10 protein-coding genes and 1 pseudogene are annotated in these 13,060 nt (G+C 73.1%); 3 read left to right on the top strand and 8 right to left on the bottom strand.

Annotation, left to right across the window (positions count from 1 at the left end; genetic code table 11):
- Positions 1-108 precede the first annotated feature (108 nt).
- Positions 109-789, top strand: coding sequence for an LON peptidase substrate-binding domain-containing protein (locus ACQP0T_RS20945; RefSeq protein ID WP_433869606.1), 681 nt, complete (start codon positions 109-111; stop codon positions 787-789).
- A gap of 5 nt (positions 790-794) precedes the next feature.
- On the opposite strand, the gene ACQP0T_RS20950 is transcribed toward ACQP0T_RS20945, so the two are convergent.
- Positions 795-1,391: a DUF2567 domain-containing protein gene (locus tag ACQP0T_RS20950; RefSeq protein WP_433869607.1), complete on the bottom strand. Its 597-nt coding sequence runs from the start codon at positions 1,389-1,391 to the stop codon at positions 795-797.
- A 262-nt stretch (positions 1,392-1,653) separates the two neighbouring features.
- Here ACQP0T_RS20950 and ACQP0T_RS20955 point away from each other — a divergent pair, with 262 nt between their 5' ends.
- Complete coding sequence (locus ACQP0T_RS20955) at positions 1,654-3,630, top strand: arabinofuranosyltransferase (protein ID WP_433869608.1); 1,977 nt, start codon at positions 1,654-1,656, stop codon at positions 3,628-3,630.
- A gap of 41 nt (positions 3,631-3,671) precedes the next feature.
- Here the strand turns inward: ACQP0T_RS20955 and ACQP0T_RS20960 are convergent, their stop codons facing one another.
- Positions 3,672-4,913, bottom strand: coding sequence for a cytochrome P450 family protein (locus tag ACQP0T_RS20960; protein WP_433869609.1), 1,242 nt, complete (start codon positions 4,911-4,913; stop codon positions 3,672-3,674).
- A 604-nt stretch (positions 4,914-5,517) separates the two neighbouring features.
- On the opposite strand from ACQP0T_RS20960, the pseudogene ACQP0T_RS20965 reads away from it, so the two are divergent.
- Positions 5,518-6,470: pseudogene (locus ACQP0T_RS20965) on the top strand (AsnC family protein).
- A 27-nt stretch (positions 6,471-6,497) separates the two neighbouring features.
- Here ACQP0T_RS20965 and ACQP0T_RS20970 read toward each other — a convergent pair.
- The 6 genes from ACQP0T_RS20970 to ACQP0T_RS20995 all read right to left on the bottom strand — a co-directional run bounded on the left by ACQP0T_RS20970 (position 6,498) and on the right by ACQP0T_RS20995 (position 13,042).
- A complete protein-coding gene (locus tag ACQP0T_RS20970) occupies positions 6,498-6,755 on the bottom strand; it encodes a hypothetical protein (RefSeq protein WP_433869610.1) in 258 nt (85 codons plus the stop codon).
- A 53-nt stretch (positions 6,756-6,808) separates the two neighbouring features.
- Positions 6,809-7,741 (bottom strand): RluA family pseudouridine synthase, encoded by a 933-nt coding sequence (locus tag ACQP0T_RS20975; protein ID WP_433869611.1) that lies wholly within the window; start codon positions 7,739-7,741, stop codon positions 6,809-6,811.
- A complete protein-coding gene (lspA, locus tag ACQP0T_RS20980) occupies positions 7,738-8,319 on the bottom strand; it encodes a signal peptidase II (RefSeq protein WP_433869612.1) in 582 nt (193 codons plus the stop codon). The genes ACQP0T_RS20975 and lspA overlap by 4 nt, the downstream gene beginning before the upstream one ends.
- 41 nt (positions 8,320-8,360) lie before the next feature.
- The gene (locus ACQP0T_RS20985; protein WP_345355135.1) at positions 8,361-8,990 is read right to left on the bottom strand and encodes an HD domain-containing protein; all 630 of its coding nucleotides are present in this window, start codon (positions 8,988-8,990) and stop codon (positions 8,361-8,363) included.
- 157 nt (positions 8,991-9,147) lie between these two features.
- Positions 9,148-12,324, bottom strand: coding sequence for an isoleucine--tRNA ligase (gene ileS, locus ACQP0T_RS20990; RefSeq protein ID WP_433869613.1), 3,177 nt, complete (start codon positions 12,322-12,324; stop codon positions 9,148-9,150).
- A gap of 280 nt (positions 12,325-12,604) precedes the next feature.
- Complete coding sequence (locus ACQP0T_RS20995) at positions 12,605-13,042, bottom strand: hypothetical protein (RefSeq protein WP_433869614.1); 438 nt, start codon at positions 13,040-13,042, stop codon at positions 12,605-12,607.
- Positions 13,043-13,060: the final 18 nt, after the last annotated feature.

Below are 13,060 nucleotides of genomic sequence, written 5' to 3' on the forward strand. Positions count from 1 at the left end.
CGAGAAGGCCGCTGAGGTTCCGCCACCCGCACCGCCACGCACCAGGACCACCACACCCGATCAGCACACGGTTGGCTACTTCGGACTTTGTCCGAGTACGTTGGATCGGTGACCGACACGCTGCCGCTGTTCCCGCTCGGGACCGTCCTGCTGCCCGGCGGCCGGCTCCCGCTGCACGTGTTCGAGGCGCGCTACCGCCAGCTCGTCTCGGACCTGATCAACGACGTGGTGCCGGACCGCCGCTTCGGCGTGGTCGCCATCCGGCAGGGCTGGGAGGTCGGCGCCGACAACGTCGACTCGCTGCACGACGTGGGCTGCAGCGCGCACCTCGACCAGGTGCAGCAGCTCCCCGAGGGCCGCTTCGACATCAACAGCACCGGCGAGCACCGCTTCCGGCTGCTCCAGATCGACCACCACGCGGCGCCGTACCTGATGGCCCGGGTCGAGTGGCTGCCCGACACCCCGCCGGAGCGCGATTCGGAGTCGCTGCGCGAGCGGCTGACCATGTCGGCCAGCGCCGCGCACCAGCGCTACCACGCCACCGGCCTGCGCGGGGGCAGCACACCCCGGCTCGACGAGGGCGCCGAGGTCGAAGAGCTCGCCTACGCCTTGGCCGACGACTGCGTGCTCACCGTCGAGGACCGCCAGGAGCTGCTCGCCCAGACCGACCCGCTGGAGCGGCTGCGGATGGCTCGCAGGCTGCTGCTGCGCGAGTCGGAGTTCCTCCGCGAGCTGCGCGCCGTGCCCGCCCCGCTGGCCGAGTTCGCCCAGCACGCCAGCGTCAACTAGGCAGCTCAGGCGCCGCGCCGCCCGAGGTCGTCCAGCCCGTTCCAGGACGCGCAGAGCCCGTAGCCGAGGGTCAGGCCGAACGGCTGGGCGAGCAGCGCCCAGGCCGTGCCGATCGCGGGCGCCTCCTGGATCAGGTCGCCCGGTGCGGCGGTGGGCGGTACCGGGTGCGCGGCGGCGGCGAACGAGGCGCCCAGCGTCATCGCCAGCCAGCCGGACAGCGCGGCGCCGACCACGCCCGCGAGCAGCAGCACCGGCCCCCGGCGCCGCCGGGACATCCACAGCACCGCCGCCACCAGCACGCCGGCGGTGAAGCCGAGCAGCAGGAACAGCGCGAGCGCGTCGAACGCGTGGTAGCTCGCCAGCGGCATCGACGCCAGCGTCCCGTCCGCCAGCAGCACGCCGGCCTGCGCGGGTGCCAGCAGGGACCAGAGCCAGCCCAGCGGGATGCCGAGCAGCGCGATGAGCGACGCCGTGCTCACCGCGGGCAGCAGGTCGGCCTTGACCACGACCTTCGGCACCGGTTCGAGCAGCCACGGGCCCTCGAACGGTTCCTCGTGGGGACCGGCCGGAACCGCAGCGCCGTGTCCGGCGGATTCGGTCATCTCGCACGCTCCTCAAGCGCCCGTCTCGGCAACCGCGCCGCCCGCTTCCCGCAGGCAGCCGCTCGCGACCGGCATCCCGCCGCGCGAGGCCGCGGACGCGTCCGGCGCCGGGCGCATCCACCCAGACTAGCGTCCGGCGCCACCGCCGCGACCTCCCCCGACAGCAGGTGAGGCGGCGCACATCAACTAGGCTCGCCGAGCCTCCCTGTCCGCCTGCGGCCGAAGGATCTTTACTGTGGCGGGAACCCTGCCGAGCTCCCTCTTGACCGGACCGAGCCCGATCGACGAGCCGCGGCAGGACTCCGCCGTGCGGCTGCCGCTGCGCGGCGCGGTGCTGGAGATCCTGCTCGGGTCGATCGTGGCGACCGTGGTCTGCCTCGGCCTCCAGTTCCTGGTGGCGCGCTTGGGGATCAGCGAACCCAGCTTCGCGCCGGAAGCGCTGGCCGCGGTGGGCAGCGCGCTGGTGCTGGTGCTGCTGTTCGGCCTCGTGGTGTTCGGGCACCACCGCTCGCCGCGCTGGCTGCGCACCGGCGGCACCTGGGTGGCGCTGAGCGCGTTCACCACGCTGGCGCTGGCGATCCCGTTGCAGGGCACCCGGTACTACTTCGGCGGGTCCTCGGTGGACAACGGCTTCCGGTTGCAGTACATGACCCGGATGGCCAGCACCGCGGGCCTGGCCGACATGAACTACCCCGAGGTCGCGCCGTACTACCCGGCAGGCTGGTTCTGGCTCGGCGGGCGGTTCGCGAACCTGCTCGGCTGGGAGGGCTGGGCCGCCTACAAGCCCTACGCGCTGTGCTGGGTGGCGGTGACCGCGGTGGTGGCCTACACGCTGTGGAGCCTGGTGGTCCGGCGCCGCTTGGCGCTGCTGGCCGCGCTGGTCACCGCGCTGGCCGGGATGCTGCACGGCATCGAGGAGCCCTACGCGTGGCCGTCGGCGGCGTGGCTGCCCCCGCTGGCCGTGCTGACCTGGCACGTGCTGCGCCGCCGCGATCCGGCACCGCGCGGCACGCTGGTGTTCATCGGCGCCTTCGTCGGCTTCGCCGCGGTGACCTACACGCTGCACTTCGGCTTCACCGTGCTGATGGTCGTCACCATGGCGGTGCTCATCGGCGTGTTCCGGGTGCGCCGGGGCGACGCGCTCTGGCCGACGGTGCGGGCGCTGTTCCTGCGGCTGCTGCCGATCGGGCTGGTGAGCCTGGTGATCGCGCTGCTGGTGTGGCTGCCCTACCTGCTGTCCACCAGCTTCCTGCTGGACAACCCGCGCAGCGCAGCGCAGCACTACCTGCCCGCCAACGGCGCCTTCCTGCCGCTGCCGATGACCGAGGCGACCGCGTTCGGGCTGCTGTGCCTGATCGGCGTGGTGTGGCTGCTGCTGCGCTGCAGCCGCAACGAGATCGCCGCCGCGATGCTGACCATCGTGATCGCGGTCTACTGCTGGTTCGCGCTGTCCACGCTGGCGCTGATCGCCAAGACGACGCTGCTGGCCTTCCGGCTCACCGTGGTCCTCGACGTGGTGCTGGCCGCCGCCGGGGTGTTCGGGCTGCTGGAGCTGATCGGGTTCCTGCGGCACCGGCTGTCCGGGCGGTACGCGGTGCGGATCAGCGCGGTGGCCTTCGCGCTGGGGTTGGGCGGTGCCGTCTCGATCACCCAGCACGCCATCGGCGACGCGCTGGAACCCTCGGTGCAGACCGCCTACACCGACTACTACCCCACCGGGGTCAACGCCAAGGGCCACCGCGACCCGGAGGAGGCCGGGTCGTGGACCGACGACGTGAACCGCGCGATCGACCGGCTCAGCGACCGCCCGCCGCAGCGCAACGTCGTGCTCAGCACGAACTACAAGCTGATGTCGTTCCGGCCGTACTGGGGCTTCCAGCAGGAGACGCCGCACTACGCGAACCCGCTGGCCGACTACGAGGGCCGCGCCGCCGAGATCCACCGGTGGAGCCGGGCGCGGGACAGCGCCGAGCTGGTCCGGATGCTGGAGCGCAGCGAGTACCCCGCGCCGACCGTGTTCGTGCTGCGCAACCCGGACAGCCCGCACTCGCTCGGCGGTGCGACCTCGGCGGACTCCGGGCAGCCGCCGACGGGCCTGGGCATGGAGCTCAAGGCCGACGCGTTCCCGCAACTGCCCAACGTCCGGGACTACGAGGTGCGCTTCGACCGCGCGCTGTTCCAGTCGCCGGAGTTCGAGGTGGCCGACGTCGGGCCGTACACCATCGCCGTGCGCGACTGAGAAGCGCGGTCGGCGGCCCACCGGTCGCCGACCGCGCGGGCTCAGCCCAGGTGCACCGGGAACCGGCGGAGCCCGTGGATCAGCGTGCTGAACCGGAAGCCCAGCTCGTCCAGCGGTTCGGCGGCGCGCAGGTCGGGGAAGCGCTCGACCAGCCGCCGCAGCGCGATCCGGCCCTCCAGCCGGGCGAGCTGGGCGCCGAGGCAGAAGTGGATGCCGTGGCCGAAGGCGAGGTGGCCCTGGGCGTCGCGGCCGAGGTCGAAGCGGTCGGGCTCCGGGTAGCGCTCCGGATCGCGGTTGGCGGAGCTGAGCCCGACCCAGACCGCCTCCCCGGCCGGGATCTCCACCCCGCCGTAGCTGACCGGCCGGGTGGTGTGCCGCAGGGTGCCGTGCATGACCGGCGCGTCGAACCGCAGCGCCTCCTCCACCGCGGCCGCCGCCAGCTCGGGATCGGCGCGCAGCGCGGCCCACTGGTCGGGGTGGTGCAGCAGCGCGAGCACCGCGTTGCCGATCAGGTTGACGGTGGTCTCGTGCCCGGCGATCAGCAGCAGGAACACCATCGAGATCAGCTCGTCGCGGGTGAGCCGGTCGCCTTCGTCGGTGGCCTCGATGAGACCGCTCAGCAGGTCCTCGCCCGGCTCGGCGCGCTTGCGCTCGATGAGGTCCACCAGGTACGCGCTCATCGCGTTGGCGGCCGCCATCGTGGCCTCGTGGTCGGTGTCGTCGAGCAGCGCGTTGGTCCACGCCCGGAAGTCGTCGCGGCGGGATTCGTCGATGCCCAGCAGCTCGCAGATGACCCGGATCGGCAGCGGGAACGCGTAGGCGTCCAGCAGGTCCACCGTGGACTCACCGGCCATCGCGTCGAGCAGCTCGGCGGTGAGCTCCTCGATCCGCGGTCGCAGCGCCTCGACCCGGCGGGGCGTGAACGCCTTGACCACGAGCTTGCGGACCCGGGTGTGATCCGGCGGGTCCATGTTGAGCATGTGGGCGGCCAGCGAATCGGTGAACGGGTGCCCGCCGTCGTCGTCCTGGACCGGCAGCTTGGCCCGGATCACCCGGTCGGCTCCGGCCACGTCCTTGCTCAGGCTGGGGTCGGCCAGCGCGGCGCGGACGTCGCTGTAGCGGGTGATCGACCAGATGGGCAGTCCGCCCCGGGTCATCATCCGCTGCACCGGGGTCCGCTCCCGGATCTCGGCGTAGCGCTCGTGCAGGTGCTGGACGAAGTCGGCGTCGACCTCCGGTTCGGGGACGAGCGGGTCCGGCGGGCGCGGATCGGTGGCGGTCATCGGAGTCCTCCGGTTCGGGAAGCATGTCCAGAACCAGTTAACTCCTATAACCGAACGCTGTCACCCATCCCGGCGCACACCCCGCCCCACCCGGACGAGACCTGGGTGAGGGGCACCCTTGCCCAACATAGGACCGCTTTCAGAATGATCTGCGTGGCGGTGCGGGTGGCGGAACCTCAGCGGTCCCCTCGCTGCGCCGATCGCCTCCTGATGTACCCACGACGTACACGGCGTCGGCGCTGTCCTCGCGAGAAGACCGCTGAGAACCCGCCGCGGTGCCGGTTGCGTGCCTCACCGCATGCGGCTCCGCCGCATTCTGAAAGGACCCCATACCGGGACAAGGGTGCCCCTCACCTCGTTCCCGAACGGGTGGCTGCGTCAGACGCCTTCGAAGCAGCCCGCTTCCCCCTTGAGCTCGCCTTGCAGGCCGTTCTCCGTGGAGACGAAGTCGCTGGACAGCGCCTTCCTGCGCGGGTTCTCGGGGGAGCGGCCAGGTTCACGCTCCCGCGCCCGGGGCTCTCGAAACGGCCCAGGCGCGCCGCGACCCGGAAAAACCCGGCGCCCCCGCTGTCCACGATCGGTGGAGGGGGTAGCGTGGATCGACGTGGCTGGCCCAGATCCCGTGGACGTACGTCTGCTCTCCGTCGTCGCCGAGATGGGCCGTGCGTCGGTGCCCGAGATCGCCGGTCGGCTCGGCATGGACGTGCGGGACGTCGCCGCGCGCTTGGCCGTGCTCTCGACCACCGGGTTGCCGCTGCTGGTCGGCGTGGAATGCGATCAGCAGGGCATCCGCAAGGCCGTCGCCGCCGCCCAGGCGTGGAACGCCCAGAACCTCGCCAGCGGAGCGTACCCGGTGCAGCCGCCCAGCGGCTCCTACCCGACCCCCAGCGGCTCGTACCCGGCGCCCGGCGGTCCCGGACAACCGCCGAGCGGTCCGTACCCGCAGCCGCCCAGCGGTGGGTACAGCGGCGCCCACCCCGGGCCCGGCACCAGCGGGCCGCAGCGCTTCACCCCGACGCCGCCGTCGTTCGGCCAGCCGCCCGGCCCGCCGGACCCGGTGAACGTGTGGGGCCCGCCCGGTTCGGCCGCGTGGGCGCGGGGTGAGCCGCCGCGCCCCGCCCGCCCGCAGCCGGTGCGCACCGGCAAGGTCGGCAGCAAGCTCGACGTCGAGGGCCTGGAAGGCGAGCGGATCACCATCCAGCTCGTCGAGGTGGTGGACCCGGCCGACTTCCTGTTCACCGCCGCCGGGTACGAGCTGCAGGACGGCGAGCGCGCCGTCGTGGTGCACACCGAGCTGACCAACCGGGGCGCCACGCCGTTCAACTCGCTGCCGGACCTGCACCTGGAGCTGGTCGCCACCGACGGATCGGCGGTGGGCAAGGCCTCGGTGTCGCTGTCCTCCCGGCCGCCGCACCGGATCGGCGTCCCGCCGGGGAAACCGCGGGCGGCCACACCGTCTACGTGCTGCCGGACGCCACCGAGCTGACCGCGGTGCGCTGGTCGCCCAGGCCGGGCGACGAGCAGCGGACCCTGCTCTGGGACATCACGGACCTGTAGCCACCGGTGCGGGAGCGGCGGGGCCGCTCAGCGGTCCCGGCGGCGGATCCAGTCGAGCGGGCCCCGGCGCGCGGGCTGCTCCTTGCTGCGGTACTCCAGCTCGGGCCAGTCCCCCGCCGGGGCGTCGGCGCCGCCGGCGGCGGGCTCGCCGAAGACCGCGGGCGCGGCGGAACCGATGTCCTCCGCGCGGATCAGGTCGGCGAGGCTGCGACCGTCCTCGTCGACGACCGGCAGTCCGGTGGGCGGGGTCGGGACGTCGTCGGGCGAACGCGACTCCGGTGTCATCGGGGCCTCCTGCGGATGATCTGGCGGACCACCACGCTACCCGGTGCCGCGGGTCAGCGGTCCTGGTCCCGGAGCACGTCCAGCGCGTGTTGCAGGTCGGCCGGGTACGGGCTCTCGAAGGTGACCCACCGGCCGTCCCCGGGGTGCTCGAAGGACAGGCTGCGCGCGTGCAGCCACTGCCTGGTCAGCCCGAGCTTGCGGGCCAGCACCGGGTCGGCGCCGTAGGTGAGGTCGCCCGCGCAGGGGTGGCGCACCGCCGAGAAGTGCACCCGGATCTGGTGGGTGCGGCCGGTTTCCAGCTTCACGTCCACCAGCGAGGCGGCGCGGAACGCCTCGACGGTCTCGTAGTGCGTGATGCTGGCCTTGCCGCCGGTGACCACCGCGAACTTGTAGTCGTGCCGGGGGTGCCGGTCGATCGGCGCGTCGATGGTGCCCCGGCTCGGGTCCGGGTGGCCCTGCACGACGGCGTGGTAGCGCTTGTCGACGGTGCGCTCCTTGAACGCCCGCTTGAGCGCCGTGTAGGCGAACTCGCTCTTGGCGACGACCATCACGCCGGTGGTCCCGGCGTCGAGGCGGTGCACGACGCCCTGCCGTTCGGCGGGCCCGGAGGACGCGGTGCGCACGCCCGCGGCGGCCAGCCCGCCGAGCACGGTCGGGCCCTCCCAACCGGGGCTCGGGTGCACCGCGACCCCGATCGGCTTGTCCACCACCACGATGTCGTCGTCCTCGTGCAGCACGCCGAGGCCCTCGACCGGCACCGGGACGACCTCGATCGTGCGGTCCGCCGAGGGCAGCGAGACCTCCAGCCAGGCCCCGGCGATGAGCCGGTCCGACTTGCCCGCCGGCGCGCCGTCGACCAGCACGTCGCCGGATTCGGCGAGCCCGGCGACCACGCTGCGGGACAGGCCGAGCAGCTTGGCCAGCCCGGAGTCGACCCGCAGTCCGTCCAGCCCCTCGGGCACCGGCAGGGTGCGCAGCTCGGTCACGAGGCGGCCTCCGCCTTCCCGCCCTTGCGGTGCACGGTGCCGTCGTAGTCCCGGCCGAGCAGCGTCAGCAGCACCACCAGGGCGCCGCCGCAGCAGATCGCGGAGTCCGCGACGTTGAACACCGGGAAGAACGCCCCGCCCGGCTCCAGCACCGAGATCATGTCCACCACGTGCCCGCGCAGCGGTCCGGGGGCGCGGAAGATCCGGTCCACCAGGTTCCCGGCGGCCCCGGCCAGCACCAGTCCGAGGCCGATCGCCCAGCCGGTCGAGCGGACCTTCAGCGCCAGCCAGCAGATGCCCAGCACCACGGCGATCGCCAGCAGCGACAGCAGCCAGGTGAAGTCGGTGCCCAGCGAGAAGGCCGCACCCGGGTTGCGCAGCACGTCGAGGTAGACCAGCCCGCCGAGCAGCTCGACCGGTACCTCGCCCTCGAGGAAGGCCACGGCGGCGACCTTGGTCGCGATGTCGAGCAGCAGCACGGCGGCGGCCACCCCGAACAGCAGGACGGGCAGCTTCCACGGGCGGGGCGACCCGGTCGGTCCGGGAGGCTGCTCGGCGGGCGTCGGCTCGGTGCTCACGCCGCCATTGTCCCCGACGTGCTCCGGGCGGTCGCCGGTGGTCACTCCGGCCAGGGCGACTCGCGGATGGTGCGGACGAAGTCGCCGCGCTCGAAGCCGGGCGTGCAGTGCGCCAGCACGTCGGCCTTGACGTTGCCGAAGGTGGTCTCCGGCTTGGGTTCGACGCCCTGCCGGAAGGCCTCCAGGATGCGGTTCTTGAAGTCCGGCCTCGGGTGCTGCGCGACGACCTCGGCGCGGTCCTCGGCGGTGATGGCGTCGAAGCCCAGCCCCAGCACGTCGTACTCCACCCCGGCCGTGACCAGCGCCACCTCCGGCTCCATGTGCTCCGGGATGCCCGGGGTGGTGTGCAGGGCGATCGCGGTCCACACCCGCCGGACGCCGTCGTCCGGGACACCGCGGGCGCGCAGGAAGCGGCGGGCCTCGTCGGCGCTGTCCACCTCGAAGCGGCGTCCGCTGGTGTGGAACTCCGCGCCGAGGCCGACGTCGTGGAACAGGGCGCCGAGGTAGAGCAGCTCCGGGTCCCAGCTCAGCCCCCGGGCGCGCCCCTGGAGGGCGCCGAAGAAGTAGACCCGCCGGGAGTGGTGGTAGATCAACTCGCTCGTGGTGTCCCGCACCAGCTCGGTGGCCTCGCGGGCCAGTTCCGTGCGCGGCACCTCGACGTCCAGCGGCATGGCTCCTCCTCGGCGGTTCCGGTGGCTGCGGCGACTCCCGCGACGACTCGGGTACCCAGGCGCCGCCGCCACCCCTCGCTCTGCTCACCCGTTCGAGACGTGGGTGAGGGGCACCCTTGCCCAAGTTACTCGGGCAAGGGTGCCCCTCACCTCGGCGTCACGCCTTGCGGCGCACCTGGGCGGTGATGTCGATCCCCTCGCCGACGGTGCCGGCGAAGCCGCCCTCGGCCGGGCCGGGGTCCACCGCGTCGGCCAGCGTCTCGGCCGCGATGAAGTCGCGGTGCGCCGCCACCGCGGCCAGCACGTCCTCCGATGCCGCGAGCTCGGCGGTGATCCGGTCGGAGACCTCGAACCCGGCGTCCCGGCGGGCCTGCTGGATCACCCGCACCACGTCGCGGGCCAGCCCCTCGGCCGCCAGCTCCGGGGTCACCTCGGTCTCCAGCGACACCAGGCCGCGGCCACCGGGCAGCGCGGAGGCCGCACCGGGGTCGGTGGACACCAGCCGCTCGGAGAACTCGCCCTCGGCCAGCTCGATGCCCGCCGCCACCACGGCACCTTCCGGGGTGCGGTGCCAGTCGCCCGCCTTGACCGCCTTGATCACCTGCTGCACGTCGCGGCCCAGCCGGGGCCCGGCGGCCCGCGCGTTGACGGCGACCTCGAAGTGCCCGTGCTCGGCGACCTCGGTGGTCAGCTCCAGCGACTTCACGTTGACCTCGTCGCGGATGAGGTCGGCGAACGGCCGCAGCGACCCGGCGTCCGGGGTGGCCACCACCAGCGAGGCCAGCGGCAACCGCACCCGCAGCTTGTTGGCCTTGCGCAGGGCCAGCGCCGCCGAGCACACCTCGCGCACCCGGTCCATCGCGGCCACCAGCGCCGGGTCGGCGGGCAGCTCGTCGACCAGCGGCCAGTCCGCCAGGTGCACCGACCGCTGCCCGGTCAGCCCGCGCCACACCGCCTCGGCGGTCAGCGGCAGCAGCGGCGCCACCACCCGGCAGGTCACCTCCAGGACGGTGTGCAGGGTGTCGATGGCGTCCCGGTCACCGGCCCAGAACCGGTCGCGGGACCGGCGCACGTACCAGTTGGTCAGCACCTCCAGGAACTCCCGCACGGTGGCGCAGGCCCCGGCGAGGTCGAAGGCGTCCATCGCGGCCTGCACGTCGCCGACCATCTCGTGGGTCTTGGCCAGCGCGTAGCGGTCCAGCACGTGCTCGCTGCCCACCCGCGTCCGGCCCTCCGCGCCCTCGGCGTTGGCGTAGAGCGCCAGGAAGTACCACGAGTTCCACAGCGGCAGCACCGCCTGCCGCACCGCGTCCCGGATGCCGCGCTCGGTGACCACCAGGTCGCCGCCGCGCAGGATCGGGCTGGACATCAGGAACCAGCGCATCGCGTCCGAGCCGTCGCGGTCGAAGACCTCGTTGACGTCCGGGTAGTTGCGCTTGGACTTGGACATCTTGAGCCCGTCGTGGCCGAGCACGATGCCGTGCGCCACCACGTTGGCGAACGCGGGCCGGTCGAACAGCGCGGTGGCCAGCACGTGCAGCGTGTAGAACCAGCCGCGGGTCTGGCCGTTGTACTCGACGATGAAGTCGCCCGGGTAGTGGTGCTCGAACCAGTCCGCGTTCTCGAACGGGTAGTGGACCTGGGCGAAGGGCATCGAGCCGGACTCGAACCAGCAGTCCAGCACCTCCGGCACCCGGCGCATGGTCGACCGCCCCGTCGGGTCGTCCGGGTTCGGCCGGGTCAGCTCGTCGATCCCCGGTCGGTGCAGGTCGGTCGGGCGCACCCCGAAGTCGCGCTCCAGCTCGTCGAGCGAACCGTAGACGTCGGTGCGCGGGTGGGCCGGGTCGTCGGAGACCCACACCGGGATCGGCGAACCCCAGTACCGGTTGCGGGAGATGTTCCAGTCGCGGGCGTTGTCCAGCCACTTGCCGAACTGGCCGTCCCGGATGTGCTCGGGCACCCAGCCGATCTGCTGGTTCAGCTCAAACATCCGGTCCCGGAACCGGCTGACCGCCACGAACCAGGACGACACCGCGCGCTGGATCAGCGCGTTGTCGCAGCGCCAGCAGTGCGGGTACGGGTGGTCGTAGGTCTCGTGCCGCAGCAGCAACCCGGCGTCCTTGAGGTCGCGGGCGATCGCCTTGTTCGCCTCGAAGACCTGCAAGCCCTCGTACGGCGCGACCTCGGCGGTGAACCGGCCGTGCGCGTCGACCGGGACGACCGGCTCGATGCCCGCCGCGTCGGTGACGGCCTTGTCCTCCTCGCCGAAGGCCGGGGCGATGTGCACGATCCCGGTGCCGTCCTCGGTGGTGACGTAGTCGGCGGCCAGCACCCGGTGGGCGCCCTCGCGGCCGGTGAAGAAGTCGAACGGCGGCGCGTACCCGGTGCCGAGCAGGTCGGCGCCGGTGAAGCGGGCCACCACGTGCTCGGCGGCGTCCTCGCCCAGCTCCCGGGCGTAGGCGCCCAGCCGGGCCTCGGCCAGCACGTAGCGCTCGTCGCCGCCCGCGGGCTCGACCAGCACGTAGTCGACCTCGGGGTGCACCGCGGCGGCCAGGTTCGACGGCAGCGTCCACGGGGTCGTGGTCCACACCAGGGCCAGCGCCCGGTCGTAGACCTCGCCCGGCGCCACCAGCCGCAGCCCGACGGTCACCGCCGGGTCCTGGCGCTGCCGGTAGACGTCGTCCATCCGCGTCTCGGTGTTGGACAGCGGCGTCTCGCAGCGCCAGCAGTACCAGAGCACCCGGAAGCCCTCGTAGACCAGGCCCTTGTCCCACAGGGTCTTGAAGGCCCACATGACGCTTTCCATGTAGTCCAGGTCGAGCGTCTTGTAGTCGTTGTCGAAGTCCACCCAGCGCGCCTGCCGGGTGACGTAGTCCTCCCACTCGGCGGTGTAGCGCAGCACCGAGGTCCGGCACACCTCGTTGAACTCGGCGACGCCCATCGACTCGATCTCGGACTTCGAGGTGATGCCGAGCTGCTTCTCCGCCTCCACCTCGGCGGGCAGCCCGTGGCAGTCCCAGCCGAACCGGCGCTCGACCCGCTTGCCGCGCATCGTCTGGTAGCGCGGCACGGCGTCCTTGACGTAGCCGGTCAGCAGGTGGCCGTAGTGCGGCAGGCCGTTGGCGAACGGCGGGCCGTCGTAGAACACGAACTCGTTGGCGCCGTGGGCACCGGCCTCGCGGGCCCGCACCGACTCGCGGAACGTGCCGTCGGCCGCCCAGAAGTCCAGCACCGCGCGCTCGACGTCCGGGAAGGACGGTTGCGCGGGCACCCCCGCCGACCGGCCCGGCTCCGGTTCACCGGCGCCGCTGAACTGAACCTTCGGGTAAGCCATCGCGGATGCGCTCCTCGCGGTGTGTCGTCGATCCCGCCCGACCTCGGCGGCCCGGGGACGACCCGGCGTGCCTCGCACGCGGCCGCGGTACCACCCCGCTTGCCGTGCACCCGCCGTCCGGTGCGCACGACCGCTCCTCGTCGGCTGTCACGGGCCGGACCCGTCCGGTTCTACCAAGGCCGCCGCGGCGACCCCTTCTTCCGGAAGCTCCCCGGTGATGGCCGGATCATCGCCTGTGCCGACCAGGATAGCGATTCGCGGCGAGCCGCGGCGACGGGGTTCAGCGGTTGCCCGCCGGCCGCGCGGCCAGCGTCGAGTCCGGGGCGCACACCCCGCACGGGGTGAAGCCGAGCTCGCGGGCCTCGGCCAGCGGCAGCGGGATGGTCTCCTGCCCGGCGATCCAGTCGCAGCCGGTCAGGTGGTAGCGCGGGTGCTCGTCGACCACCAGCACCTCGGCGTCGGCGGCGGGCTCGCCACCGCGCCCCACCTCCGGCTCCGGGACCTCCGGCGCGTCGGCGAACTCGGGCTCCGGACCGGAGCCGACCGATCGTCCCGGCGCGGCGGCGCGCCGGCGGCGGACCCGGTCGAGCACCAGCAGCAGCACCGCGAGCGCGCTCAGCAGGACCGAGTACCAGGCCCACTGCGGGTGCCCGGTGCCGACCGCCGCGGCCAGCACCCCCGCCGCGGCCACCACCAGCAGCAGCACGATCAGCAGCACGGCAACGTCACGCTCCTC

This window comes from Saccharopolyspora sp. CA-218241, from assembly GCF_050954615.1.
Classification (GTDB): Bacteria; Actinomycetota; Actinomycetes; order Mycobacteriales; family Pseudonocardiaceae; genus Saccharopolyspora; species Saccharopolyspora cebuensis.

Coding starts and splice junctions, on each gene's coding strand:
- ACQP0T_RS20950 (WP_433869607.1), bottom strand. CDS start 1,391: ATGACCGAATCCGCCGGACACGGCGCTGCGGTTCCGGCCGGTCCCCAC.
- ACQP0T_RS20960 (WP_433869609.1), bottom strand. CDS start 4,913: ATGACCGCCACCGATCCGCGCCCGCCGGACCCGCTCGTCCCCGAACCG.
- ACQP0T_RS20970 (WP_433869610.1), bottom strand. CDS start 6,755: ATGACACCGGAGTCGCGTTCGCCCGACGACGTCCCGACCCCGCCCACC.
- ACQP0T_RS20985 (WP_345355135.1), bottom strand. CDS start 8,990: ATGCCGCTGGACGTCGAGGTGCCGCGCACGGAACTGGCCCGCGAGGCC.
- ileS (WP_433869613.1), bottom strand. CDS start 12,324: ATGGCTTACCCGAAGGTTCAGTTCAGCGGCGCCGGTGAACCGGAGCCG.